A 22,557-nucleotide genomic window follows, 5' to 3' on the forward strand; every position below is an offset into this window, starting at 1 on the left:
GGCACGGGGTATGCCGGACGCGATTGTCATCGGACAGCTTGTCGGGCTCTTCGCCGCTGCCTTTGGCGCGGCGACCCTGCTGCCGTTCCAGTCCGAGATAGTCTTCATCGCCCTTCAGGTGGCGGGCACCGTGTCGCTGCCTGCGCTGCTGATCGTTGCGTCGGTGGGCAACACGCTTGGCTCGGTGGTCAACTATGTCATGGGCCGCGGGATCGAGCGTTTCCGCCACCGCCGCTGGTTTCCCGTGACCGAAGCGCAGCTTGAACGCGCGCAGGACTGGTATGCCCGCTGGGGCGTCTGGACACTCCTGATGAGCTGGGCCCCGCTTGGCGACGGGTTCACCGTGGTGGCGGGGATCATGCGCACGCCGGTATGGCTTTTCGTCGCGCTTGTCGCCGTCGCGAAAACCGGACGCTACCTTGTCCTTGCCTGGATCACGGTGCAGGCGGGCGCGTGATCAGCCACCCGCGTTGCGGTTGATCTCCTCGTGTATCTCGATCACCCGGCGCGGCCAGGTGGATTTGATATAGGCCAGCACGGCACGCATCTCGGCCTCTGTCAACCGACCCTTGTAGCCCGGCATCCGGCTGCGATAGCCCAGTCCCACGACCGCCTCCGTGCCGCGCCGCAGAATATCGAGAAGCTGCGCATCGGGATGGTGCCAGGTATGGCCCGAGGCGTCATGGGGCGGCGCCGGCAGATAGCCGTCTGCGTCGCGGCTTTTCCAGTCGGGCTGCCCCTCGAGATTCGCCCCGTGGCACACGGCGCATTCCGCCTCATAGACCATCGCGCCAAGCGCCACCACCTCTGCATCCTGCCAGGGCAGGCGCGCCTCGCCCGCCATTGCCGCAGCGCCCCCGAGCGCCAGCACCACCGCCGTCAGATATCGCATCCTCGCCTCCTTGTTGTCCCCGCTCATGGCGCCTTCCCCCGCCGGAAGGTCAATCCCGGCAAATGTCGCAGCACCGCACCCCAGCCTTTACGCCACGCCCCCGCTGCCTTACCTCTATCCCCGATCAGGAGACGCGCGATGACCAAGCCCCCCCTCACCCTCTACCTCGCCGCGCCGCGCGGCTTTTGCGCCGGTGTGGACCGCGCCATCAAGATCGTGGAAATGGCGCTGGCGAAATGGGGCGCGCCGGTCTATGTGCGCCACGAGATCGTGCACAACAAATTCGTCGTGGACGACCTGCGCGCCAAGGGGGCGGTATTTGTCGAGGAACTCGATGATTGCCCCACCGACCGCCCGGTGATCTTTTCCGCCCATGGCGTGCCCAAATCGGTCCCGGCAGAGGCGGCGGCGCGCCAGATGCTCTATGTCGATGCCACCTGCCCGCTTGTGTCCAAAGTGCATATCGAGGCAGAACGCCACCATGAGAACGGGTTGCAGATCGTGATGATCGGCCATGCAGGCCACCCCGAGACGGTAGGGACGATGGGACAGTTGCCACCGGGCGAGGTGCTCTTGGTGGAAACGCCTGCGGATGTGGCGCGGCTCGCCGTGCGCGACCCCGCGCGCCTCGCGTTCGTCACGCAAACCACCCTCTCGATCGATGACACCGCCGAGGTGGTCGCGACCCTTAAGGCGCGCTTCCCGGCCATTGTCGGCCCGCACAAGGAAGACATTTGCTACGCCACCACCAACCGCCAAGAGGCGGTCAAGGCGATGGCCGAAAAGGCCCAGGCGATGCTCGTGGTGGGCGCGCCCAATTCCTCCAACTCCAGACGTCTGGTCGAGGTCGGCGCGCGCGCGGGCTGCGCCTATGCCCAGCTTGTGCAACGCGCCACCGACATCGACTGGCGCGCACTCGACGGTATCCGCAGCATTGGCATCACGGCAGGGGCCTCTGCCCCCGAGGTGCTGGTCAACGAGGTGATCGACGCCTTCCGCGCCCGCTATGACGTCACCGTCGAGGTGATCGAAACCGCACAGGAAAACGTCGAGTTCAAGGTGCCGCGCGTGTTGCGAGTGCCCGCCTGATCTTCACCGTTCCGGAAATACTCATTCCCATGTTCCACACCATCCCCCGCGCGCCCCTGATCCTTGGCCTTGCCGGCCTTTTGCCCTTTCTCTGGGGGGCGCTGACCGTGCTGCTGCCCGATCTCGGTCTCTGGACGGCACAGACCATCGGACCGCGTTTCGCAGGACCTTATGTCATGCTGTTCTACGGCGCGGTGATCCTGTCGTTCATGTCCGGTGTGCTCTGGGGCTTTGCCACCAAGGCCAGCGGCCCCCGCGCCGCCACGGGCTATGCGCTGTCGGTCCTTCCCGCCCTCTGGGCGTTCTTCATGACCGGCGGCGGGCCGCAATCGGCGGGGATCAATCTTATCTTCGGTTTTGCGGGGCTGTTGCTACTGGATCTGCAATTCGCCCGGCAAGGGCTTGCCCCGCCATGGTGGATGCCGCTACGCATTATGCTCAGCGTCGTGGTGATCGCCTGTCTCGCCATCGGAGTTTTCGCCTGATGCCCACACTTATCGCCTATACCGACGGGGCGTGCTCCGGCAATCCCGGCCCCGGCGGCTGGGGGGTGCTGATGCAGGCCCGCGACGGCGACACCGTGGTGAAGACTCGCGACCTCAAGGGCGGCGAGGCGCAGACCACCAACAACCGGATGGAACTCATGGCCGCGATCATGGCGCTCGAGACGCTCTCGCGCCCCTCGGCCATCACCATCGTCACCGACAGCGCCTATGTGAAGAACGGCGTGACCGGGTGGATCCACGGCTGGAAGAAGAACGGCTGGAGAACCGCCGCGAAGAAGCCCGTGAAGAACGCCGATCTCTGGCAGCGGCTCGATGCGGCGCAACTCCGCCACGACGTGACGTGGCAATGGGTCAAGGGCCACGCGGGCCACCCCGAGAACGAGCGCGCGGATGAACTGGCCCGCGCAGGCATGACGCCTTTCAAGCCTGCAAGGGCCGGGCCATGACCCTGCTTGCGCTGCTCGATCACGCCTCGGTGGCGATTTTTGCGCTGACCGGCGCGCTTGTCGCCTCGCGTCGCCAACTCGACATCGTTGGCTTTGCCTTTCTCGCCTGCCTCACGGCCGTGGGCGGCGGCACCCTGCGCGATGTACTGCTTGATCGCAACCCGGTGTTCTGGCTGGCCAATCCAGCCTATATCCTGATCGGCTGCACCGCCGCCCTGCTGGTCTTCTTCACCGCGCATCTGGTCGAAAGCCGCTATCGCTGGCTTCTGTGGCTTGACAGTTTCGCGCTTGCCGTCGCCGTGCCCGCCGGTGTCAGCGCCGCCATGGCCACCGGCCAGGGCGCGGTGATCGTGGTGTTGATGGGGATGGTCACGGGCTGCATGGGCGGGCTGATGCGCGATGTGGTGGTGGGTGAGGTGCCGCTGGTGCTCAAACGCGGCGAGCTTTACGTCACCGCCGCCTTTACGGGTGCCACGGGCGCGGTGATCGCCGCGCAACTGACGACCGAACCGCTCGTCATCCTCGGCACCTGTGCGGTGCTGACATGGGCCTTGCGCGCAGGGTCGCTCACCTTCGGCTGGCAATTGCCGGTCTATCGGCCCCGCCCGCCCCGGACCCAGGCTAGCGCCGCTCGCCCACCAGCTTCCACAGGTAAACAAGCAGCATCGTCCCCAGAACAGCGCCGATGAGCCCGCCCAGAAGCCCGGTGATCATCAGCACCATGCGGATCACCACCGCGCCGATCAACGCCCCGGCGATGCCAATGAGGATCGTGGGCACCACCCCCATCTCCACCCGCATCAGCCGCGTGGCGAGAAACCCCGCCGCAATGCCTACGATGAGCAGCCCGATGATGCCCATGCCCTACCTCCGCCGCCAATCGGTCGGCACGATGATCAGCGCGCCAACCGACGACAGGATCGCATCCACCCCTGGTGCGCCGAAGCGGATGCCGAACATGATGCGGATGAAATAGAACAGGAACGCCCCGCCAACGCAGATGATGATCGAGGGAAGATAGCCATTGCGGGTGAACCCGCTCTTTTCGCTGGCATAGCCGACGATCCCCGCGATCACCACCGTGCCGAAGAGTTGCAGGAACATCGCCTCACCCCAACCGCGTGCCCGGCGCAAGCGTCATGCCGCGCAGGAACCCGGGCGCATCCTGCGCCGCGCGCCCGGCCCGTTGCAAGCGCAAAAGCCGCACCGCACCCGTGCCACAGGCCACGGCAGGGGCCGCATCCAGCACCTCACCCGGCGCGCCCGCGCCTGTGCCAAGGCACGAGGCCAGCACCTTGACGCGCTCGCCCGCCACCTCGAACCAGGCACCGGGAAAGGGCGAGAGACCCCGGATTTGCCGATCCACCTCTACCGCACGGCGTGTCCAGTCGATCCGCGCCTCGGCCTTGTCGATCTTGGCGGCATAGGTGACGCCCGCCTCGGGCTGCGGTTCGGGCACCAGATCCGGCAGCCGTGCCAGCGCCTCGACAATGAGCCGCGCGCCCACGCTCGCGAGCCGGTCATGCAACGCCCCAGTCGTCTCGGTCTCGCCGATCCGCACCGCCTCGCGCAACAGAACCGGCCCGGTATCAAGCCCCGCCTCCATCGCCATGATGCACACACCCGTTTCCGCATCCCCCGCCATGATCGCACGATGGATGGGCGCCGCGCCGCGCCAGCGTGGCAAAAGCGAGGCGTGAATGTTGAGACATCCCATCTGTGGCGCTTCGAGAACCGCTTGCGGCAGAATGAGTCCGTAGGCTACCACCACCGCCACATCGGCACCGAGCGCGGCAAACTCCGCCTGCTCTTCAGCCCCTTTCAAACTCTCCGGATGACGCACCATCAGCCCCAGCGCCTCGGCCCGCGCCTGCACCGGGCTGGGGCGGTCCTTCTTGCCGCGCCCCGCGGGCCGGGGCGGCTGGCAATAGACTGCCGCCACCTCATGCCCTGCCGCCACCAGCGCATCGAGCACCGGCACCGAGAAGTCGGGCGTCCCCATGAAGATCACGCGCATCGCTGCCCCTTCACTGTTCCTCAAATACTCGAATCCGACCGCGCCACGGGCACCGCCCTCAGCCCGCCTTGCGCGCGCGGCGCAGAAGCATGTCGCGCTTGACCCGGCTCAGCCGATCGAAATACATCCGCCCCGCCAGATGGTCGATCTGATGCTGCACCGATGTGGCCCAGAGGCCGACGAAATCGCGCTCCTCGACCTCACCCGCCGCATTCAGATACCGAACCGTCACCGCGCGGGGCCGCTCGATCACCGCCGAGACGCCGGGCAGGCAGGGGCTTACCTCCTCGTGGCCGCGCAACGCGATGCTGGCATGAAGGATCTCGGGATTGGCCATGCGCACCGCCTGACCGCGCGCCTCGCTCGCATCCACCACGGCAAGGCGCTGCATCTCGCCAAGCTGCACCGCCGCAAGGCCCACCCCCGGCATCGCCTCCATCACCGCGATCATCTCATCCCAGAGCGCGCGCACCGCATCGGTGATCTCCGCCACCGGCTCAGCCGCCATGCGCAGCCGCACATCGGGCCAACGCAGCACCGCCCTCACGCGCGCGCCTGCTCGCGCTTGAGCTTTACCATCCGCCTGGTTATAAGCTGCCGCCGCATCGCGCCAAGATAATCTATGAACAGCTTGCCGTTGAGGTGGTCAATCTCGTGCTGCACACAGGTCGCCCAAAGCCCGCCAAAGCCCTCGCGATGCTCGGCCCCGTCGATCCCGGTCCAGCGCACCTCCACCTCGGCGGGCCGTGTCACCTCGGCATATTGCTCGGGGATCGACAGGCATCCCTCTTCATAGACGTTCATCTCCTCCGAGGCCGTCACCACCTCGGGGTTGACCATGACGATGGGGCGCGGGGTCTCATGCTCTTCTTTCACGCAATCAAGCACGATGAGCCGCGTAAGCGCCCCCACCTGCGGCGCGGCAAGACCAATGCCGGGCGCGTCATACATGGTCTCGAGCATGTCCCTCGCAAGCGTGCGCAGTTCATCGGTGATCTCGGTCACCGGCGCGCAGACCTTCTTGAGGCGCGGATCGGGGTGGATGAGGATGGGCCGTTTCATGGCGCTGATTTAGGCGATCGCTGGGGCTGGTGCAACGGGGTTGCGCCTGACGCCGGTTCGGCTAGCCTGCACCCTAACACGGGCAGGAGGCACCCATGGATTTCGACGAGATCATCGAGCGGCGCGGCACCCATTCGGATAAATGGGACATGATGGAGGCCAAATACGGCATCTCGCCCGAGGACGGGATCGCCATGTGGGTGGCCGACATGGATTTCCGCCCGCCCGCCTGCGTCACGGCGGCGTTGCGCGCAATGACCGATCACGGGATCTACGGATATTACGGTGACGATACGGGCTATCGCGCCGCGATCCGGTGGTGGATGGCCGAACGCCACGGCTGGCAGGTGGAGCCGGGCGCGATCTTCACCACCCATGGCCTTGTCAACGGCACCGGGCTTTGCGTCGATGCCTTCACCGCGCCGGGCGACGCCGTGGTGATCTTCACCCCCGTCTATCACGCCTTCGCCCGCGTGATCCGCGCGGCGGGACGCGAGGTGCGCGAATGCCCGCTCGTGAACAACGCGGGCCGCTACGAGATGGATTTTGACGCTTATGACGCGGCGATGACCGGCTCCGAGCGCATGGTGATCCTGTGCTCGCCGCACAATCCCGGCGGGCGCGTCTGGCACCGCGAGGAATTGCAGGGCGTGGCCGAGTTTGCCCGCCGCCACGACCTGATCCTTGTCTCCGACGAGATCCACCATGACCTGTTGATGCCCGGCCAGCGCCATGTCCCGATGGCCCATATTGACGGGATCGCGGACCGGCTGGTGATGATGACGGCCACCACCAAGACCTTCAACATCGCGGGCGCGCATCTGGGCAATGTCATCATCCCCGACGAGGGCCTGCGGGCGCGTTTTGCCACGCGGATGGCGGCACTCGGGGTGTCGCCCAACTCCTTCGGTCTCGCCATGGCCGAGGCCGCCTATTCGCCCGAGGGCGCGGCATGGGTCGATGCGCTCTGCGCCTATCTCGACGGCAACCGCGCGCTGTTCGATGCGGGCGTGAATGCCATACCGGGACTCGCATCCATGCCGCTTGAAGCCACCTATCTGGCCTGGGTGGATTTCTCCGGCACCGGCATGGACGCCGCCGAGTTCACCCGCCGAGTCGAGCAAGAGGCACGCATCTGCGTGAACCACGGCCCCACTTTCGGCACCGGCGGCGAAAGCTTTTTGCGCTTCAACATCGCCACGCCGCGCGCGCGGGTGGCCGAGGCGGTGGCGCGGTTGCAAACGGCGTTCGCGGATTTGCAGTAACCGCGCGCGTCGTCCTCGGGCCTGACCCGAGGACCTTTGGATCACGGGATCCTCCGGTCAAGCCGGAGGATGACACGCGTTTATGGCCGGCGTCACATACCCCGCTAGCCTTGCGTCACACGCCCCTCCCCCGCCCGCTCGCGGAAGAGCGCGACCATCTCGCCCATGTCGCGGTCGGCGTCGATGGCCAGACGGCGCAGGCCGAAATGCACCTGCGCCATGTCCTGATAATAGCGGGTATAGGCATAATTTGCGGCCGCCCCTGCCGCCGCCCCCAGAACCGGCACGGTCTGCGCCGCAAGCTTTTGGCCCAACACCGTCGCAAGCCGGGGCGCCACCCGCGCAATCAGCGCCCGCAGCGCCGCGCCGGTCAACGTCACCCGCGTGCCAATGAGGCCCAGATTGGCCCCGTCATCACTGGCCAGCGGCCCCGCGCTGCCGAAAACCTCGATGGAATCGAACCGCACCCCTGGCTCGGACGGGTCGAACCCGTGATCGGCGGCCACGTCCTGAATGGCGCGCAAGAGCACCGTTACCGTCACCGGCAATTCCGCCAGCGCCGTGGGCAGGCCGCCCATGCCCCCCGCCGCCCCCATCGCCGTGGTCAGAAGCCGGACACGCCAGCCCGGCAGATCAGGCAGCGTGCTGCGCGTGCCATGCGCCTCCTCTGCCGCGTGGAAAAGCGCGCGCTCTGTCACCGCGCCAATGCGCGTGCGCACCTCGGTCGGCAGCCGGTCAAGCAGCCCTTCGGCCTGCGTGCCAATGAGGTTCAGAACCTCCATCGCCCCGCCGCTTGCGCGCGCATTGCGCGCCACAAGCGCGTCGAGCCGCGCGTCAAAAGCGGTCCTGTCCGGCGGTTTGCCCAGTAATTCCATCGCCTCGCCCTCGCTCGAACTTTCCAGAGATGACCGCGCGCGCACCCGATTTCAAGCCGCCCGCGTCACCGCCCCCGCGATCCCGTCCCACCCGCCGGGAACAAGCGCCAGCCCCAGCACCCGCGCCGGATTGGTCGGCGGTGGCATCTCGACCGCATCGAGTCGCGTGAACCCGAAGCGCCCGTAATAAGGCGCGTCGCCCACCAGCATCACCCGCGCCCAGCCAAGGCCCCGCGCCCGTTCCACGCTCTCGCGGATGAGCCACGCGCCCAATCCCTCGCCCTGATGGGTGGGATGCACCGCGACCGGCCCCAGAAGCAGCGCCTCTGCGCCGCCCACCCGCACCGGCCAGTAGCGGATCGCGCCCGCGAGCGTTCCATCCGCATCCCGCGCCACGAGGCAAAGCCCGGCCACAGGCGGCACCCCGTCGCGCAGCCTGTAGGACGAGAGCGCCTCGCGCCCCGGCGCGAAACAGAGGTCATAGAGTGCCTCAACCTCCCAGTAATCGGCAGGCCCCTCCTGCCCAAGTTCGAACATGACCCGCCCGCGTCTCCCGAGATTCGACTGGCCAAGCGCCTAACACGGCGTTAGCTCTGGCACAAACCGGATAAGCCCATGGAGATGCGCATGTTCTACCGCCCCGAGGACGGCCACGGCCTGCCGCACAACCCCTTCAACGCGGTGGTCACACCACGGCCCATCGGCTGGATTTCTTCGCGCGGGACCGACGGCCGCGACAATCTTGCGCCCTATTCGTTCTTCAACGCCGTGGCCTATGTGCCGCCGCAAGTGATGTTCGCCTCGACCTCGGCCAAGCCCGATCGCAGCGACACCAAGGACAGCGTCGCCAATATCCGCGAAACGGGTGTGTTCTGTGTCAATATCGTCAGCGAGGCGCTGACCGATGCCATGAACCGCACCTCGGGCGCATGGGATCGCGAGGTGGACGAGTTCACCGACGCCGGGATCGAGAAGGCGGAATGCGAAACCATCGCCTGTTCCCGCGTCGCCGCCGCGCCGGCGGCCCTCGAATGTCGGCTGACACAGGTCGTGCAACTGCCGGGAGAGGCCAATTTCGTGGTATTCGGCGAGGTCACCGGCGTGCATCTACGCGACGACTGCCTGGTGGACGGGATTTTCGACGTGACCCGTTTCTACCCGCTCTCGCGGCTTGGCTACAAGGATTACGCCGTCATCCGAGAGACCTTCAGCCTGAAACGGCCCGGCGAATAGCGCCCCTCAGCCGGTCGAGATCGCCGCGCCGAGCCTGGCCGCGCGCCGTCCCGGCCCCTCGCGCCCCAGCGTCCGGCACAGGATCAGCACCGGTACGAGGCCAAAGCCCACCAGGACAAGGGACGGAACTGCCGCCTCGGCCAGGCGCTCGTCGGCAGCAAGCCGATGCGCCTGCACCGCGAGTGTCTGGAAATTGAACGGATGCAGGATCAGCGTGGCCGGCAATTCCTTCATCACATCGACAAACACGATCAGCAGCGCCGTCAGCACCGAGGCCCGCGCCACCGGCAGATGCACCCGCGCCAGCAGCCGCGGTCCCGGCTGCCCCAGCGAGCGCCCGATCGCATCGAGATGCAGCGGCACTGTCGCCATGCCGCTGTCATAGGCGTTAAGTGCGGCCGCCATGAAGCGCACCACATAGGCCATCACCATAAGCCAGATGGATCCGGTGACGAGAAGGCCGGTGCGAATGCCGAAGGTTTCGCGCATGAAGGCGTCAAGCGCATTGTCGAAGGCCGCCATCGGCACCATCAGCCCTACCGCGATCACGCCGCCCGGCACGGCATAGCCCAGCCCCGCCCCAAGCACGAGCCAGCGAGAGGTGCGGCCCGGCCGCGTGCGGGCGCGAAAACCCACGAGGATGGCGCCCAGCACCGTCAGCACCGAGGCGACGGCGGCCAGCGTCAGCGAATTCGACATGAAACCAAGGTAGCGCGGAGACAGCAGGTCCTGCCCCGATCCCACCGCCATCACGCCCAGCATGATCACCGGCAGGACAAACCCCAGCAACACCGGCAGAAAGCAGACAGTGAACGCGCCCAGTGCCGCCAGCCCGGTGAGGCGCGGGCGCTCCATCGTCTCGAACCGCGCGCCGCGCCCGGCGGTGCGCATCCGGCCCCGGCTCGCCCGCTCAAGCCCCGCCAGAAGCAGCGCGAAACTCAGCAGGCACAGTGCCAGTTGCGCCGCCGCCGCCCGATCGCCGAGGCTGAACCACGCCTGATAGATGCCGGTGGCAAAGGTCTGAACGTTGAAAAACGCGACCGTACCGAAATCGGCGATCGTCTCCATGATCGCCAGAAGCGCGCCACCGGCAATCGCGGGCCGCGCCATCGGCAGGGCCACACGGCGAAACGCATAGGCAGGCGAACGTCCAAGCGTGCGGGCCACCAGAAAGGCATTGGCCGATTGCTGTCGGAACGAGGCGCGCGCCAGCAGATACACATAAGGGTAAAGCACGATGGTCAGCATCAGCGCCGCACCGCCAAGGCTGCGCACCTCGGGAAACCAGTAATCCCGCGGCCCCCAGCCCGTGAGCGCGCGCAGGGCGGTCTGCACGGGGCCGGGATGGTCGAGCATATGGGTATAGGCATAGGCCATGACATAGGCCGGAAAGGCCAGCGGCAGCGCAAGCGCCACTTCCAGCACCCGCACGCCCGGAAAACGATACACGGTCACCAGCCAGGCGGTGAGCGCGCCGATGATCGCCGTGGATAATCCCACGATCACCACCAGTTTCAGTGTGTTGAACGTGTAGCGCGGCAGCACCGTTGCCAGAACGGTGCGCCAGGTCTCCAAATCCCCCGCCAGCGCCGCCAGAACCGCCGCGACAATGGGCGCCAGGCACAGGGCGACGACGACCCATGACAGGCGGTGGAGTAGGCGTTCGCTCATGGAAACGGCGCTCCGGTCTTGTTGGCGGGTCTTTGTCCGGATGGAAGGCGACCCTGGCCATAACGGTCGGCCCGGTCTGCCAACTGCTCTCGGCGCTGTCAAGGCGAACGGAACCCTCGCAGGGCTTTGATGATGTGACCGCCCCTCGACGATAGCAATGTGCCAAGGGAGGTCTGCATTGACCCATGAACGAGGACGGCCACACCATCAGAGCCACACGGAGAGGTCAGGGTTGGGCCAGGACGCCACGGCGGCCGGAACTGCGAAGGCCATCCGAAAGATGCCCTGCTGACGCATTCATATTGCCTGGATATTTGGTGGAGCCTAGGGGGATCGAACCCCTGACCTCTTGCATGCCATGCAAGCGCTCTCCCAGCTGAGCTAAGGCCCCGTTATGCTGGCCCGTTCCGGACCGTGCGCCGCTGATTAGACAAAGCGGCGAGCGGGATCAAGAGGAAAATCCCGCCCCCGTCACATTACAACTCGTCGTCGGCGGCCACATCAGCGATGTCGTCGAGCGAGACGTCATCGTCCTCGTCATCATCGAGCAGATCATCGTCGAGTTCGACATCCACCGCATCGTCTTCATCGATCAGATCGGTATCGTCGTTCACGGTGGCTACCCTGAGCTTCTTGGTCACGGCATCCTCGGCGTCGGGCGTCATGGAACGCATCTTGCCGGTGGCAAGCTCGACCACCTCGCCGGTATAGGGGCTGATGATCGGGGTTTTGTTCAGGTCGTAGAAACGCTTGCCAGTCGTCGGGCAGACGCGCTTGACGCCCCATTCTTCCTTGGGCATTGATGTTCCTCTTTCGACTCTCTTGCACGCAATCCGGCTCCCCTGCCATAACCTTGATGGACTGTCAAAGGCTTTGCGGAAAGACGTCGCTGCGCTGCGTTTCGGAGGTCATATGGGCCAACATCTTCTTCCCGGCAACCCCCCGGTGACCGTGACCCTGCGCAAGAGCGCGCGGGCGCGGCGGATATCGCTGCGCGTCTCCGGGCTGGACGGCCAGGTGACGCTGACCGTGCCTCGAGGCGTGACCGAGGCCGAGGCACTCGGATTCGCGCACACCAAGGCCGAGTGGCTGCGCGGACATCTGGCGGCGCGGCCCGATGCGGTGATGGTGATGCCGGGCGCGGTGCTGCCGATCGAAGGTCTGGCGCGGCGAATCGTGCAGGGGGCCGGGCGGCAGGTCGTGCTTGGCGAGGGGATCGCCCATGTGCCCGGCCCCGAAGCGGTGCTCGCGCGACGGCTCGAGGCGTGGCTGCGCACGCAGGCGCGCGACCGGCTGGCGGCGGCCTCTGATCACTACGCGGCGCGGCTTGGGCTGTCCTTTACGCGGATCACCCTGCGCGACACGCGTTCGCGATGGGGATCGTGCTCGTCGAAGGGCGCGCTCAGCTATTCCTGGCGGCTTATCCTCGCGCCGCCCGAGGTACTGGATTATGTGGCTGCGCATGAGGTGGCACACCTGGCCGAGATGAACCATTCGCCCGCCTTCTGGTCGCTGGTGGCGCGGCTTTGTCCCGGCTATGACGCACCGCGCGGCTGGCTGCGGCGCGAAGGGGCGGGATTGCATCGCTATCGTTTCGATTGACCGGCCGCGGATTTGTGATCACATGAGGACATGTTGAGCTCGCCCCGTACCGATCCCGTCCCAATGGCCCATGACCGCGTCTATCGCGGCCTCCGCTCTCGAATCATGCATGGCGAAATTGCCCCCGGTCAGGCGCTGACGCTGCGCGGTTTAGCCGCAGAATACGGGGTGTCGATGACCCCCGCGCGCGAGGCGCTGCGGCGGCTGTCGGCGGAGGGGGCGCTGACATTGTCAAGCTCGGGCCGCGTCTCGACACCGGAACTGAGCAACGAGCGGATAGAGGAACTGGCGGCGCTGCGCTCGCTGCTGGAGGTGGAACTTGCAAGCCGCGCCCTGCCGCGCGCGCATATGGCGCTTATCGACCGGCTTCAGAGCATCAATGCGCGAATCGCCGAGGATATCGTCCATCAGGATGCGGTGGCCTATATCCGGCGCAACCTCGAATTTCACCGTACACTCTATCTGCGCGCGCAGGCCCCGGCGATGCTGGCCATGGCAGAAACCGTGTGGCTGCAACTGGGCCCCTCCATGCGGGCGCTCTATGGGCGTTTGCGCAGGAAGGATCCGCCGCATTTTCACCGCCTGATCATCGCGGCGCTCAAGGCGGGCGACGAGCCGGGGCTGCGCCTTGCCGTGCGCTCTGACGTAACTCAGGGTTTGCGAATGCTGGCGGGATGAGAGGCCGAACCGGACGTTCAGAACAGGAGCTTCTGAACCTTGGCTTGGCTAGAGCATGTCGCATTGACCTGGGAATACCCGTCCCTGGCTAGCCCTGGATCCTCTGTGCCTGATCGACAAGACCTCGGGGCAAGCCCGGGGTGGGCATGACGCTGCACAGGGGCAACCCGCGCTTGCCTGTTTGATCCCGGTCACGAAAGGCGCGATCCGCGCGATCGTGCCGTTACGCTGCCAGCCCTTTGGCGCCCAATCCGAGGAATTTCTGGCGCCGGTCGCGGATCAGGGCCGCGCGGTCCTTGGCGGACAGTTCGCTCAACATTGCCGAGATGGCCTTGCCCACGGCGGCGATGGTGGCAGCGCGGTCGCGATGTGCGCCGCCCAAAGGCTCGTCGATGATGCGGTCGGCCACGCCAAGCTTGATGAGGTCCTGCGCGGTCAGGCGCAGCGCCTCGGCGGCCTCACGCATCTTCTCGGCATCCTTCCACAAGATCGAGGCGCAACCCTCGGGCGAGATCACCGAATAGACCGAATGTTCCAGCATCGCCACCCGATTGGCGCTGGCGAAGGCCACCGCACCGCCCGATCCGCCCTCGCCGATGATGACCGAGACCAGCGGCACGCCAAGGCTCAGGCAGGTCTCGGTGGCGCGCGCGATGGCCTCGGACTGTCCGCGCTCCTCGGCTCCCTTGCCGGGATAGGCGCCGGGCGTGTCCACCAGCGTCACCACCGGCAGACCGAAACGGTCGGCCATCTGCATCAGCCGCACCGCCTTGCGATAGCCCTCGGGTCGGGCCATGCCGAAATTATGGGTCAGGCGCGACTTTGTGTCATGGCCCTTCTCATGGCCGATCACCATCACCGGCCGGTCGTTGAAGCGCGCGAGCCCGCCCATGACCGCCTCATCCTCACCAAAGGCACGGTCGCCCGCGAGCGGTGTGTATTCTGTAAAGAGTGCCCCGATGTAGTCGCGGCAATGGGGACGGTCGGGATGGCGGGCGACCTGGCATTTGCGCCAGGGCGTCAGCGATTTGTAGAGGTCGCGCAGAAGCGTGGCCGCCTTGACATCAAGTGCGCGCGCCTCTTCCTCCACATCGGTCTCGCGATTGGTGCGGGCAATCGCACGCAACTCCTCGGCCTTGCCTTCGATCTCGGCAAGCGGTTTCTCGAAATCGAGGTAATGGGTCATTGCGCGGCCTTCCGTCTGAACGCCCCGCTATATGGCGCGACGCCGCACGATTTGCAATCACATCGGGGCAATGCCCCGCCGCCTCGGACCGGCAAGGGCCGCCAGCGCGAGGATCACGCCCGAAACCGTCGCGATCATACCCGCCGCGCTGACCGCGCTCTCATAGCCAAGCCAGAGCGGCCCATAGCCCGCCAGAACATAGCCAAGGATGGCCGAAAGCGTTGCGAACCCGACGCTCCACGCAACCTGCCCGCCCATGCGGTCGGTCATCAGCCGCGCGGCGGCGGGGGGGCAGATGAACATGGCTATGACGATGATCGAGCCGACAGCATCGAACGCCGCCACCGCCGCCATGGCCGCCACCGCCACCAGCGCGAGCGAGAGCGCGCGCACCGGCAGGCCGAGGGTGCGCGCAAAACCCTCGTCGAAGGTCGCGATCACCAATGCCCGCCAGAAGACAGCGGTAAAAAGCACCACGGCAAGGGCGACCACGGCCATGCGCGTCAGTTCCGGCGGCAGGCCGCTGAGCGCCTGACCGTCGAGAAGCGCCCCCCAGCCATCGCCATCAAGCCAGATCAGGCTTTCGAGATTGCCGTAAAGCGCGTGCTGCACATCGAGATGCACGCCCGAGGCGGCGCTTTGTTCCAGAAGCAGCACACCCCCTGCGAACATGGCGGTAAAGACCACGCCCATTGCCGCGCCCGGCTCGATCCGCCCCAACCGCCGGATCACCTCGATGAGGGCCACCGAGACGAGCGCCGCACCGCCCGCGCCCAGCATCATCGGCACCGCCGCCACCCGACCGGAGAGCAGAAAGGCCACTACGATGCCCGGCAGCACAACATGGCTGATCGCGTCGCCGATAAGCGCCTGACGCCGGAGCAGCAGGAAATTTCCCGGAAGTGCGCAAGCAAGGGCCGCAAGCACGCCGATCACGAGAGGCGTGAGCGAAAGCATGACGAATTCCGCCCCCATCACAGCGCCCCTTCCGGCCCGAGATGGTGATCAAGCGCGGCAATCTGATCGGGGGTCAGCACCTCTGACAAGGGGCTCAGCCCGTCATGGCGGGCGGCGGCGGCCTCGAACTCGGGCAGGCTGCGCAGCATGTGCCAGCGCCGTTCGTCGAGCCGCGCGCGCGCGGCCCAGGCGCGCCCCTTGTCCGTCGCCACCCCATCGGGGCGCACAAGACCCCGACCGCGCATCAGGCGCAGTGTCAACGGCTCATAGACCGGCTGCCCGGAGGCCAGCGCCAGCAGCCCTTGCCGAAGGTGCACCCGCCGTTGAAACCGCCAATGCCGCAGCCCCGCCGCCACCACGCCGCGCGCGGGCGCGAACAGCAGCGAAAAGGTGAAAAGCGCAAAACTTGCCAGCACGATGAGCGGTCCTGTGGGAAGGTCCGGCGCGGTGGCCGAAAGCGCAGCCCCGAAATAGCCCGAAAGTCCGCCAATCCCCCCTGCCAGCAGCACCACCGTGCCCACGCGCTCTGACCAGAGCCGCGCCGCGACCGGGGGGATGATCAGCAGCGCCACGATGAGAACCACGCCCACCACCTTGAGCCCTACCACGGTGATCGCCAGCGCCAGCCCCATCATCGCCAGATCGACCGCGCGCAGGTTGATCCCCTGTCCCGCCGCGTGTTCGGGGTCAAACGCCACCAGAACCATCGGACGGCGCAGCAGCACCACCAAGGCCAGAACCGCCGCCCCGCCCGCCGCGATGCTCAGCGCCTCGGCGCGCAGCATTCCGGCGGTCGCGCCCAGAAGGAAGGTTTCCAGCCCCGCCTGCCGCCCGGTTTCCAGAACCTGCACCACAGTCAGAAGCACGACACCCGCCCCGAAAAACACCGAAAGCACCGCGCCGATGGCGGCATCCTCATGCAGTCGCGTGCGCGCCGTGAGCCAGGACACGCAGGCAAGGCCCAGCCCCGCCGAGAGCGCCGCGCCCAGCATCAGACCCGGCAGGAACCGCCCCTCACCGCCAAACGCAACCATCACCAGAAACCCGGCCACAACGCCGGGAAGGGTGGCGTGGCCGATGGCGTCGCTCACGAGCGCGCGGCGCGCAAGGTAGAGAAACACACCCGTCGCGCCCGCCGCGATCCCGAGCATCGCCGCGCCCAATGTGACCAGCGTGGCGTTATAGCCCAGCCCGAGGCCCAGCGCCTGCCAGAGCATCGTCTAGACCGCCTGTTGGGCTGGCCCCAGCCGCCCGCCATAGGCCGCGCGCAGGTTGGCCTCGGTCATCACCTCGGCCACCGGCCCCTCGGCGATGGCGGTGATGTTGAGGAGAAAGGCGCGGTCGAAATAGGCAGGCACGGTGGCCAGATCGTGATGAACGGCAACCACCGTTCTGCCGTCGTCGCGCAAGCCCTTGAGCACACCGATGATGGCGCGCTCGGTGGCGGCATCGACCCCGGCGAACGGCTCGTCCAGAAGGTAGAGATCAGCGCCCTGCACCAGCGCGCGGGCAAGAAACACGCGCTGTTGCTGCCCGCCCGAAAGCTGCCCGATCTGGCGGCTGGCAAAACCCTCCATGCCGACGCGGGCAAGGCTTTCCATCGCGCGGGCGCGGTGGCGGGCGCGGATATGGCCCAGAAGGCCCAAATCGCGATAAAGCCCCATCATCACCACGTCGATCACGCGGGCCGGGAATTCCCAGTCCACGCTGGCACGCTGCGGCACATAGGCGATGCGGGCGCGCACCCGGTCAAGCGGCGCGCCAAAGGCCGTGACCTGCCCCGAGAGCGGGTGCAGGATGCCAAGCGCAGCCTTGAGAAGCGTCGATTTCCCCGCGCCATTGGGGCCGACGATGGCGGTCATCTGCCCCGCCCGAAAGCTGACATCGACGGAAAACACCGCCGGTTTCTCGCCATAGGAAACGGTGAGGCCGCGAATGGCCAGCGGGCTCTGGTCAATCGGCTTGTCGCGCACCAGTTCAAGCGCCATGGTCATCCCTCTGCCGCCAGCCAACCGTTCAGGCCACGCTGCGGCGCCTGCCCGCCAAGGGCGCGGGCAATGGTGGTTATATTATGGTCGATCATGCCCGTATAGGTGCCTTCGTAAGTGCCGGGCTGGCCCATGGCGTCGGAAAAAAGCTCGCCGCCGATGCGGACCTCGTGGCCGCGCGCCGCAGCCCCTTCGATCAGGGCGCGGATATTGCGGTCGGGCACGGTGCTTTCGACAAAGACGGCACGGATTCCGCGCGCGACGAGCAGTTCTACCAGATCGCGGATGCGTGCCAGACCGGCCTCGGATTCGGTGGAAATGCCCTGAATTCCCTCGACCTGGAACCCGTAAGCGCGCCCGAAGTAACCGAAGGCATCATGGGCCGTGACCAGCACACGCGCCTCGGGCGGGATCGTGGCGAGCGTCTCGGTGGCATAGATGCCGAGTCGGTCGAGATCTGCGCGGAACGCACGAGCGTTGCGGGCGATATCCCGCGCCGCGTCGGGCCGCGCCTCGGCAAGTGCGACGGCAATGCCGTCGGCCACATGCCGCCAGAGATCGGGCACCATCCACACATGCGGATCGAAGCGCCCCTCGTAATCAGGATGGGCGATGCGCAGACTTTCTGGCACGGCCTCACCCACGGCGACAACGGGTTGACGCGCGGCGAGGCGGGCAAGGAACTCCTCCATCTGCGCTTCAAGGTAAAGACCATGCCAGAGCACCAGATCGGCGCGGGTAAGGGCCACTATATCGCTGCGGGTCTGGCGAAAGGAATGCGGGTCAATCCCCGGCCCCATCAGGGCGCGCACCGTGACCGCATCGCCGCCGATCACGCGGACGGTATCGGCGATCATGCCGGTGGTGGTGACGACGTTCATAGGGGCGGTGCCCGCGCGCGCCGCCTGCGCGCCCGCGAAGGCAGCAGCAAGAGCAAGCAGATGGCGGCGGGTCAGGTCCATGTCGGATGCCTTTGTGTAACAGGTCACGAGATGAATATGCGAGTCGTTCTCAATTTCGTCAAGTGGATTGCAACTTATTCTCATGTGCAAGATGGCGTGCTTACCAGCACGGGAATGTGACAGGCGTCCGCGCAAAGACATGAAAGCTTTTCTCGACGGAACCGCCAAGGCTGGTCTAGGCTCGCCGTGAAACACACCCTCAGAGGGACCAAAGCGGGGAGAATCCATGATTGGGGTGATCGCACGACGGCTGGCGCTCGGTCTTGTGACCGTCTGGCTTGTCTCCGTGATCATCTTTCTGGGCGTTGAGGCGCTTCCCGGCGATGCCTGCACCGCAATTCTCGAACGCGACGCCCATGGCGAGGCGCTCGACGCCTGCCGCAAGGCGCTTGGCCTCGAAACGCCCGCGCTCGACCGCTATCTGGGCTGGGCGGCGGGCGTGATGCAGGGCAATTTCGGCATGTCCGCAAGCGGGCACGAGAGCATCGCGCAGATGGTTGGCTATCGGGTGCGCAACTCACTCCTGCTGGCGGCGGGCGCGCTTAGCGTCGGTATCCCGTTGGCGATCTCGCTGGGCGTTGTGGCGGGGCTGACGCGCGATCGCTGGCCGGACCTTCTGTTTTCCACCGGTGCGATCCTGGCCATGACGATCCCGGAGTTCGTCGCCGCCACGCTCCTTATCCTCATCTTCGCAATCTGGCTGGGCTGGGTACCTGCGATCGTGCTGACCCCCGCCGATGCGCCGCCGCTCGAATTCTTCCCCGAATTCATCCTCGCCTCGACGGTGCTAACCATGCTGATGATTGCCCATGTCATGCGGATGATCCGTGCATCGGTGATCGAGACGATGGCAAGCGACTATGTGCAGATGGCCACGCTCAAGGGCGTGCCCTATTGGCGGATCGTGTTCCGCCATGCGCTTCCCAATGCGCTTCTACCCGCGATCAACGTGATCGCGCTTACCGTGGCCTGGCTGCTTGGCGGGGTCGTGGTGGTGGAGGTGGTGTTCAACTATCCCGGTCTCGGGCGATTGCTGATCGACGCGATTTCCAGCCGCGATCTGCCGGTGGTGCAGGCGATCACGATGATCGTGGCGGCGACCTATGTGGCCGTGAATCTCGTGGCGGATCTGTTGAGTCTGATGCTCAACCCGCGTCTGCGCAGCCATCAGGCGCGGCGGCGATGAGCGCGCTGGCCGCCACCCGCAGGATGCGCGCGGGAACGCTGTTGCGCGAGGTCATGGCGCGGCCCTCGGGCGCGATCGGCGTGACACTGGTGACGCTTCATGCGCTGATGGCGATCTTCAGTCCGTTGATTGTTCCTTATGATTACAAGGCGATGGCGGCCACGCTCACGCTGGCGGAACCGTCGGCGGCGCATTGGCTGGGCACGGATCATCTGGGGCGCGACGTGCTCAGCCGCGTGATGCTGGGCGGGCGCGAGGCGCTGGTGATCACCGGCATCGCAACGCCGGTGGCGATGCTCTGGGGCGGGCTGACCGGCGTCTGGCTGGGCCTGCGCGGCGGCTGGCCCGACGAGGTGGCTATGCGGGTGGTGGATGCGTTCCTTGCCCTGCCCGGCATCCTGCCGCTTCTGGTGCTGATCACCGTGTTCGGCACCGGCGGCGAGGTGCTCTTGCCGACGCTCGCGTTTTTCTTCGGTATTCCGGTGATACGGGTGGCGCGCGCCGCCGCGCATGAAGTGGTGGCGCGCGATTTCGTCTCGGCGGCGCGGGCGCGCGGGCACCGGCCCTTTGATATCGTGCGGCGCGAGATCCTGCCCAATGTGACCGACACGCTTCTGGTCGAGGGCGCGATGCGCTGGTCCTGGATGCTGCTCGGATTTTCGGCGCTTTCGTTCCTCGGCTTTGGCGTGGCACCGCCGCGCCCGGACTGGGGGCTGATGATTTCCGATGCGCGGGTTTACATGTCGCTGGCGCCCTGGGGAGTGATCGCGCCAGTGCTGGCGCTCTCGACGCTGATCATCGGCATCAACCTCACCGCCGATGCACTGGCCAAGACGCTTGGCCTTGACCGCAGCCGCAAGGCGGTGATCTGAAATGACAGCCCCCCCGCTTCTTGATATCCGCAAGCTTTGCATTGGCTTCCGCAGCCGCGCGGGCGCAATTCTGCCGGTGCTGCACGAGGTCAACCTCAGCGTGTGCCGGGGCGAGAGCCTTGGCATCGTGGGCGAGAGCGGATCGGGCAAGAGCACGCTGGCACTCGCGGCCATGGGCTATCTGCGTCACGGGCTGCAACGGCTATCGGGCGAGGTAATCTATGACGGCAAGGACATGTTCGACCGCCCCGCCACCGAACTGGCGCGCATTCGCGGCGGGCAATTGGGGCTCATCCCGCAGAATTCCGGGCAGTCGCTGACACCAACGCAACGGATCGGCACGCAGATCGCCGAGGCACTGCACCTGCATTGCGACCACGACCCGGCCACCCATCACGCGCGCGCCTGTCACCTCTTGCAGCAGGTCCGCCTGCCCGATCCCGAGACCATCCTGCGACGCTATCCGCATGAACTGTCGGGCGGGCAGCAACAGCGGGTGGCGATTGCCATGGCTATGGCGGGCGAGCCGGATGCGCTGTTGCTCGATGAGCCGACGACGGGCCTCGATGTCACCACGCAGGCGCATATCCTCGACCTACTGCGCGATCTGGCGCGGGAGCGGGACATGGCCATGGTCTATGTCAGTCACGATCTGGGCGTGATCGCGCGGGTCTGCGACCGGGTGCAGGTGCTCTATGCGGGCGAGACAGTGCTGACGGGTCCTGCACGCGCGGTGCTGCGCGCGCCCGCCCATCCCTATGCCGCCGCCCTTCTGGCAGCGATCCCCCGGTTGGGAGCGAAGGGGTTGCCGCGTGCGCTCGATGGGCGCCCGCCCACGCCGGACATGGCGCGCACGGGTTGCGCCTTTGCTCCGCGCTGCGCACTGGCCACCGAGGCGTGCCACACCGAGCGGCCCGATATGGCCAGGACCGGCGACGGGCAGGCCGCGCGCTGTCTTTTTCCCGGCAAGGTAGCTGAGCGCGACGCGGGTCGCGAGCCCCCCCCTTGCGCAACGGACAGCCCCTGCGCCCTGGCGATAGAGGGCCTGTCCGTGCGATATGACCGGCCCGGATTGCTGGCGCGACTGACTGGCGCGGCCCTGCCGCCAGCCACAGTCGCAGGGATCACGTTCGACCTGCGACGCGGCGAAACGCTTGGCCTTGTGGGGGAATCGGGCAGCGGGAAATCCACCATCCTGCGCGCCATTGCAGGACTGTTGCCGCCCGACTCCGGAGAGATCGCGCTTGGCGACGGAACGCGGCTCTCGGGCGCGGTGGAGCGGCGCCGCCCGGAGGAGTTGCGCCATATCCAGATGATTTTCCAGAACCCCGACGAGAGCCTCAACCCGCGTCAATCGGTGGGCGATATCCTCGCGCAGCCGCTGCGGCTCTATTTCGGGCTGAGGGGGCAGACGCTTCAGGATCGCGCGGTGGAACTTCTCGAAACGGTCCGGCTCGGGGCGCATTACCTGGACCGTCGCCCCGGTCAGCTCTCAGGCGGCGAGAAACAGCGCGTGGCGGTCGCGCGCGCCTTTGCCGCAGAGCCGGAAGTGGTTCTTTGCGACGAGATCACCTCGGCGCTCGATGTCTCGGTACAGGCCGCCGTGCTGGAGCTGCTCAACGATCTCAAGGCGCGCCATGGCACTGCCTTCATCTTCGTGAGCCATGATCTGACGGTGGTACGCGCGCTCTCGGATCGGGTGGCGGTGCTCTATCAGGGGCGCATCTGCGAGACGGGACCGGCGGCGGCGGTCTATGGCGCGCCCAACCACCCCTATACAGAGGTGCTGCTGGGCGCGGTGCTTGCCCCCGATCCCGATCATGTGCCCCGCCTTCTGGCAGAGGATGGGGTGGAACTGGCCCCGCCGGCGCGAGGCTGTCCGTTCCAGCGGCGTTGTCCGGTGAAGCGCGGATCGACCTGCGAAACCGACACGCCCCCCGCGCGCGACGCAGGCGGCGGTCACGTTATCCGCTGTCATATCCCGATTGAAGAATTGCGGGGCTGAGTGCCTGCGTCCGGCTTTACCCGAACGAAACGCGCCCGCCAGGTGGCGGGCGCGGCTCATTTCGC

Annotated in this window: 27 protein-coding genes and 1 tRNA gene; 12 read left to right on the top strand and 16 right to left on the bottom strand. The window is 66.6% G+C overall.

The window, feature by feature from the left end; genetic code table 11:
- The first annotated feature begins 10 nt into the window (after positions 1-10).
- Positions 11-457, top strand: a complete 447-nt coding sequence (locus KAK09_RS13805) for a YqaA family protein (RefSeq protein WP_210879522.1) — start codon at positions 11-13, stop codon at positions 455-457.
- Here KAK09_RS13805 and KAK09_RS13810 read toward each other — a convergent pair whose 3' ends face one another.
- Positions 458-844 (bottom strand): c-type cytochrome, encoded by a 387-nt coding sequence (locus KAK09_RS13810; protein WP_247651286.1) that lies wholly within the window; start codon positions 842-844, stop codon positions 458-460.
- Between the two features lie 186 nt (positions 845-1,030).
- Here KAK09_RS13810 and ispH point away from each other — a divergent pair, with 186 nt between their 5' ends.
- Genes ispH through KAK09_RS13830 form a run of 4 tightly spaced genes read left to right on the top strand, consistent with a single transcriptional unit; the run spans position 1,031 to position 3,622 of the window.
- Positions 1,031-1,981, top strand: coding sequence for a 4-hydroxy-3-methylbut-2-enyl diphosphate reductase (ispH, locus tag KAK09_RS13815; protein WP_210879524.1), 951 nt, complete (start codon positions 1,031-1,033; stop codon positions 1,979-1,981).
- Positions 1,982-2,010: 29 nt separating this feature from the next.
- On the top strand, positions 2,011-2,466 hold the full coding sequence (locus tag KAK09_RS13820; RefSeq protein WP_210879525.1) for a DUF3429 domain-containing protein: 456 nt from the start codon (positions 2,011-2,013) through the stop codon (positions 2,464-2,466).
- Positions 2,466-2,933: a ribonuclease HI gene (rnhA, locus tag KAK09_RS13825; protein WP_210879526.1), complete on the top strand. Its 468-nt coding sequence runs from the start codon at positions 2,466-2,468 to the stop codon at positions 2,931-2,933. The genes KAK09_RS13820 and rnhA overlap by 1 nt, the downstream gene beginning before the upstream one ends.
- Positions 2,930-3,622, top strand: a complete 693-nt coding sequence (locus tag KAK09_RS13830; protein WP_210879527.1) for a trimeric intracellular cation channel family protein — start codon at positions 2,930-2,932, stop codon at positions 3,620-3,622. Before rnhA ends, KAK09_RS13830 begins: the two co-directional genes overlap by 4 nt.
- Here the strand turns inward: KAK09_RS13830 and KAK09_RS13835 are convergent.
- From KAK09_RS13835 to def (KAK09_RS13855), 5 genes are read right to left on the bottom strand one after another with little or no spacing between them, the layout of a single operon-like run.
- Positions 3,555-3,794 (bottom strand): GlsB/YeaQ/YmgE family stress response membrane protein, encoded by a 240-nt coding sequence (locus KAK09_RS13835; RefSeq protein WP_210879528.1) that lies wholly within the window; start codon positions 3,792-3,794, stop codon positions 3,555-3,557. The genes KAK09_RS13830 and KAK09_RS13835 overlap by 68 nt on opposite strands.
- Before the next feature lie 3 nt (positions 3,795-3,797).
- Positions 3,798-4,037: a hypothetical protein gene (locus tag KAK09_RS13840; protein ID WP_210879529.1), complete on the bottom strand. Its 240-nt coding sequence runs from the start codon at positions 4,035-4,037 to the stop codon at positions 3,798-3,800.
- A 4-nt stretch (positions 4,038-4,041) separates the two neighbouring features.
- The gene (gene fmt / locus KAK09_RS13845) at positions 4,042-4,950 is read right to left on the bottom strand and encodes a methionyl-tRNA formyltransferase (protein WP_210879530.1); all 909 of its coding nucleotides are present in this window, start codon (positions 4,948-4,950) and stop codon (positions 4,042-4,044) included.
- Between the two features lie 58 nt (positions 4,951-5,008).
- Positions 5,009-5,497 (bottom strand): peptide deformylase, encoded by a 489-nt coding sequence (gene def, locus KAK09_RS13850; protein ID WP_336244465.1) that lies wholly within the window; start codon positions 5,495-5,497, stop codon positions 5,009-5,011.
- A complete protein-coding gene (gene def, locus KAK09_RS13855) occupies positions 5,494-6,012 on the bottom strand; it encodes a peptide deformylase (RefSeq protein WP_210879531.1) in 519 nt (172 codons plus the stop codon). The genes def (KAK09_RS13850) and def (KAK09_RS13855) overlap by 4 nt, the downstream gene beginning before the upstream one ends.
- A 95-nt stretch (positions 6,013-6,107) precedes the next feature.
- Between def (KAK09_RS13855) and KAK09_RS13860 the strand changes: the two genes are divergently transcribed.
- Positions 6,108-7,277 (top strand): MalY/PatB family protein, encoded by a 1,170-nt coding sequence (locus tag KAK09_RS13860; protein ID WP_210879532.1) that lies wholly within the window; start codon positions 6,108-6,110, stop codon positions 7,275-7,277.
- 104 nt (positions 7,278-7,381) lie between these two features.
- Here KAK09_RS13860 and KAK09_RS13865 read toward each other — a convergent pair whose 3' ends face one another.
- Together KAK09_RS13865 and KAK09_RS13870 are read right to left on the bottom strand one after the other, a co-directional pair.
- Positions 7,382-8,152, bottom strand: a complete 771-nt coding sequence (locus KAK09_RS13865; RefSeq protein ID WP_210879571.1) for an EcsC family protein — start codon at positions 8,150-8,152, stop codon at positions 7,382-7,384.
- A 51-nt stretch (positions 8,153-8,203) separates the two neighbouring features.
- Complete coding sequence (locus tag KAK09_RS13870) at positions 8,204-8,689, bottom strand: GNAT family N-acetyltransferase (protein WP_210879533.1); 486 nt, start codon at positions 8,687-8,689, stop codon at positions 8,204-8,206.
- 90 nt (positions 8,690-8,779) lie between these two features.
- Here KAK09_RS13870 and KAK09_RS13875 point away from each other — a divergent pair, with 90 nt between their 5' ends.
- Positions 8,780-9,385 (top strand): flavin reductase family protein, encoded by a 606-nt coding sequence (locus KAK09_RS13875; RefSeq protein WP_210879572.1) that lies wholly within the window; start codon positions 8,780-8,782, stop codon positions 9,383-9,385.
- A gap of 6 nt (positions 9,386-9,391) precedes the next feature.
- Here the strand turns inward: KAK09_RS13875 and KAK09_RS13880 are convergent, their stop codons facing one another.
- From KAK09_RS13880 to KAK09_RS13890, 3 genes are all read right to left on the bottom strand, one after another.
- Positions 9,392-11,056 carry an ABC transporter permease gene (locus tag KAK09_RS13880; protein WP_210879534.1) on the bottom strand — a complete coding sequence of 555 codons (1,665 nt, stop codon included), beginning with the start codon at positions 11,054-11,056 and terminating at the stop codon, positions 9,392-9,394.
- A 315-nt stretch (positions 11,057-11,371) separates the two neighbouring features.
- Positions 11,372-11,447: transfer RNA gene (locus KAK09_RS13885), tRNA-Ala, on the bottom strand.
- Between the two features lie 85 nt (positions 11,448-11,532).
- Positions 11,533-11,856 carry a TIGR02300 family protein gene (locus KAK09_RS13890; protein WP_210879535.1) on the bottom strand — a complete coding sequence of 108 codons (324 nt, stop codon included), beginning with the start codon at positions 11,854-11,856 and terminating at the stop codon, positions 11,533-11,535.
- A 112-nt stretch (positions 11,857-11,968) separates the two neighbouring features.
- Here KAK09_RS13890 and KAK09_RS13895 point away from each other — a divergent pair, with 112 nt between their 5' ends.
- Together KAK09_RS13895 and KAK09_RS13900 are read left to right on the top strand one after the other, a co-directional pair.
- On the top strand, positions 11,969-12,658 hold the full coding sequence (locus tag KAK09_RS13895; protein ID WP_210879536.1) for a M48 family metallopeptidase: 690 nt from the start codon (positions 11,969-11,971) through the stop codon (positions 12,656-12,658).
- Positions 12,659-12,688: 30 nt separating this feature from the next.
- The gene (locus tag KAK09_RS13900; RefSeq protein ID WP_210879537.1) at positions 12,689-13,336 is read left to right on the top strand and encodes a GntR family transcriptional regulator; all 648 of its coding nucleotides are present in this window, start codon (positions 12,689-12,691) and stop codon (positions 13,334-13,336) included.
- A 223-nt stretch (positions 13,337-13,559) separates the two neighbouring features.
- Here KAK09_RS13900 and KAK09_RS13905 read toward each other — a convergent pair whose 3' ends face one another.
- Genes KAK09_RS13905 through KAK09_RS13925 form a run of 5 tightly spaced genes read right to left on the bottom strand, consistent with a single transcriptional unit; the run spans position 13,560 to position 18,429 of the window.
- Positions 13,560-14,522 (bottom strand): acetyl-CoA carboxylase carboxyltransferase subunit alpha, encoded by a 963-nt coding sequence (locus tag KAK09_RS13905; protein WP_210879538.1) that lies wholly within the window; start codon positions 14,520-14,522, stop codon positions 13,560-13,562.
- A gap of 57 nt (positions 14,523-14,579) precedes the next feature.
- Positions 14,580-15,497, bottom strand: coding sequence for a metal ABC transporter permease (locus tag KAK09_RS13910; protein WP_210879539.1), 918 nt, complete (start codon positions 15,495-15,497; stop codon positions 14,580-14,582).
- On the bottom strand, positions 15,497-16,696 hold the full coding sequence (locus KAK09_RS13915; RefSeq protein WP_210879540.1) for a metal ABC transporter permease: 1,200 nt from the start codon (positions 16,694-16,696) through the stop codon (positions 15,497-15,499). Before KAK09_RS13915 ends, KAK09_RS13910 begins: the two co-directional genes overlap by 1 nt.
- 3 nt (positions 16,697-16,699) lie before the next feature.
- The gene (locus KAK09_RS13920; protein ID WP_210879541.1) at positions 16,700-17,473 is read right to left on the bottom strand and encodes a metal ABC transporter ATP-binding protein; all 774 of its coding nucleotides are present in this window, start codon (positions 17,471-17,473) and stop codon (positions 16,700-16,702) included.
- Positions 17,470-18,429, bottom strand: coding sequence for a metal ABC transporter solute-binding protein, Zn/Mn family (locus KAK09_RS13925; protein ID WP_210879542.1), 960 nt, complete (start codon positions 18,427-18,429; stop codon positions 17,470-17,472). Before KAK09_RS13925 ends, KAK09_RS13920 begins: the two co-directional genes overlap by 4 nt.
- Positions 18,430-18,655: 226 nt before the next feature.
- On the opposite strand from KAK09_RS13925, the gene KAK09_RS13930 reads away from it, so the two are divergent.
- From KAK09_RS13930 to KAK09_RS13940, 3 genes are read left to right on the top strand one after another with little or no spacing between them, the layout of a single operon-like run.
- Positions 18,656-19,615, top strand: coding sequence for an ABC transporter permease (locus tag KAK09_RS13930; RefSeq protein WP_210879543.1), 960 nt, complete (start codon positions 18,656-18,658; stop codon positions 19,613-19,615).
- Positions 19,612-20,487 carry an ABC transporter permease gene (locus KAK09_RS13935; RefSeq protein WP_247651274.1) on the top strand — a complete coding sequence of 292 codons (876 nt, stop codon included), beginning with the start codon at positions 19,612-19,614 and terminating at the stop codon, positions 20,485-20,487. The genes KAK09_RS13930 and KAK09_RS13935 overlap by 4 nt, the downstream gene beginning before the upstream one ends.
- A 1-nt stretch (position 20,488) precedes the next feature.
- A complete protein-coding gene (locus KAK09_RS13940) occupies positions 20,489-22,492 on the top strand; it encodes a dipeptide ABC transporter ATP-binding protein (RefSeq protein WP_210879544.1) in 2,004 nt (667 codons plus the stop codon).
- The last annotated feature ends 65 nt before the right edge of the window (positions 22,493-22,557 follow it).

The sequence above is a fragment of the Roseovarius autotrophicus genome (assembly GCF_018069895.1).
Classification (GTDB): domain Bacteria; phylum Pseudomonadota; class Alphaproteobacteria; order Rhodobacterales; family Rhodobacteraceae; genus Roseovarius; species Roseovarius autotrophicus.

Excerpts from the sequence above, each read along its gene's own strand:
- KAK09_RS13805 (WP_210879522.1), top strand. The coding sequence starts at position 11 with ATGCCGGACGCGATTGTCATCGGACAGCTTGTCGGGCTCTTCGCCGCT.
- KAK09_RS13890 (WP_210879535.1), bottom strand. The coding sequence starts at position 11,856 with ATGCCCAAGGAAGAATGGGGCGTCAAGCGCGTCTGCCCGACGACTGGC.
- ispH (WP_210879524.1), top strand. The coding sequence starts at position 1,031 with ATGACCAAGCCCCCCCTCACCCTCTACCTCGCCGCGCCGCGCGGCTTT.
- KAK09_RS13810 (WP_247651286.1), bottom strand. The coding sequence starts at position 844 with ATGGCGGGCGAGGCGCGCCTGCCCTGGCAGGATGCAGAGGTGGTGGCG.
- KAK09_RS13900 (WP_210879537.1), top strand. The coding sequence starts at position 12,689 with ATGTTGAGCTCGCCCCGTACCGATCCCGTCCCAATGGCCCATGACCGC.
- KAK09_RS13935 (WP_247651274.1), top strand. The coding sequence starts at position 19,612 with ATGAGCGCGCTGGCCGCCACCCGCAGGATGCGCGCGGGAACGCTGTTG.
- KAK09_RS13905 (WP_210879538.1), bottom strand. The coding sequence starts at position 14,522 with ATGACCCATTACCTCGATTTCGAGAAACCGCTTGCCGAGATCGAAGGC.
- KAK09_RS13880 (WP_210879534.1), bottom strand. The coding sequence starts at position 11,056 with ATGAGCGAACGCCTACTCCACCGCCTGTCATGGGTCGTCGTCGCCCTG.
- KAK09_RS13820 (WP_210879525.1), top strand. The coding sequence starts at position 2,011 with ATGTTCCACACCATCCCCCGCGCGCCCCTGATCCTTGGCCTTGCCGGC.
- KAK09_RS13895 (WP_210879536.1), top strand. The coding sequence starts at position 11,969 with ATGGGCCAACATCTTCTTCCCGGCAACCCCCCGGTGACCGTGACCCTG.
- KAK09_RS13830 (WP_210879527.1), top strand. The coding sequence starts at position 2,930 with ATGACCCTGCTTGCGCTGCTCGATCACGCCTCGGTGGCGATTTTTGCG.
- KAK09_RS13915 (WP_210879540.1), bottom strand. The coding sequence starts at position 16,696 with ATGCTCTGGCAGGCGCTGGGCCTCGGGCTGGGCTATAACGCCACGCTG.
- fmt (WP_210879530.1), bottom strand. The coding sequence starts at position 4,950 with ATGCGCGTGATCTTCATGGGGACGCCCGACTTCTCGGTGCCGGTGCTC.
- KAK09_RS13875 (WP_210879572.1), top strand. The coding sequence starts at position 8,780 with ATGTTCTACCGCCCCGAGGACGGCCACGGCCTGCCGCACAACCCCTTC.
- KAK09_RS13910 (WP_210879539.1), bottom strand. The coding sequence starts at position 15,497 with ATGGGGGCGGAATTCGTCATGCTTTCGCTCACGCCTCTCGTGATCGGC.
- rnhA (WP_210879526.1), top strand. The coding sequence starts at position 2,466 with ATGCCCACACTTATCGCCTATACCGACGGGGCGTGCTCCGGCAATCCC.
- KAK09_RS13860 (WP_210879532.1), top strand. The coding sequence starts at position 6,108 with ATGGATTTCGACGAGATCATCGAGCGGCGCGGCACCCATTCGGATAAA.
- KAK09_RS13835 (WP_210879528.1), bottom strand. The coding sequence starts at position 3,794 with ATGGGCATCATCGGGCTGCTCATCGTAGGCATTGCGGCGGGGTTTCTC.
- def (WP_210879531.1), bottom strand. The coding sequence starts at position 6,012 with ATGAAACGGCCCATCCTCATCCACCCCGATCCGCGCCTCAAGAAGGTC.
- KAK09_RS13865 (WP_210879571.1), bottom strand. The coding sequence starts at position 8,152 with ATGGAATTACTGGGCAAACCGCCGGACAGGACCGCTTTTGACGCGCGG.
- KAK09_RS13920 (WP_210879541.1), bottom strand. The coding sequence starts at position 17,473 with ATGACCATGGCGCTTGAACTGGTGCGCGACAAGCCGATTGACCAGAGC.
- KAK09_RS13940 (WP_210879544.1), top strand. The coding sequence starts at position 20,489 with ATGACAGCCCCCCCGCTTCTTGATATCCGCAAGCTTTGCATTGGCTTC.
- KAK09_RS13930 (WP_210879543.1), top strand. The coding sequence starts at position 18,656 with ATGATTGGGGTGATCGCACGACGGCTGGCGCTCGGTCTTGTGACCGTC.
- KAK09_RS13925 (WP_210879542.1), bottom strand. The coding sequence starts at position 18,429 with ATGGACCTGACCCGCCGCCATCTGCTTGCTCTTGCTGCTGCCTTCGCG.
- KAK09_RS13840 (WP_210879529.1), bottom strand. The coding sequence starts at position 4,037 with ATGTTCCTGCAACTCTTCGGCACGGTGGTGATCGCGGGGATCGTCGGC.
- KAK09_RS13870 (WP_210879533.1), bottom strand. The coding sequence starts at position 8,689 with ATGTTCGAACTTGGGCAGGAGGGGCCTGCCGATTACTGGGAGGTTGAG.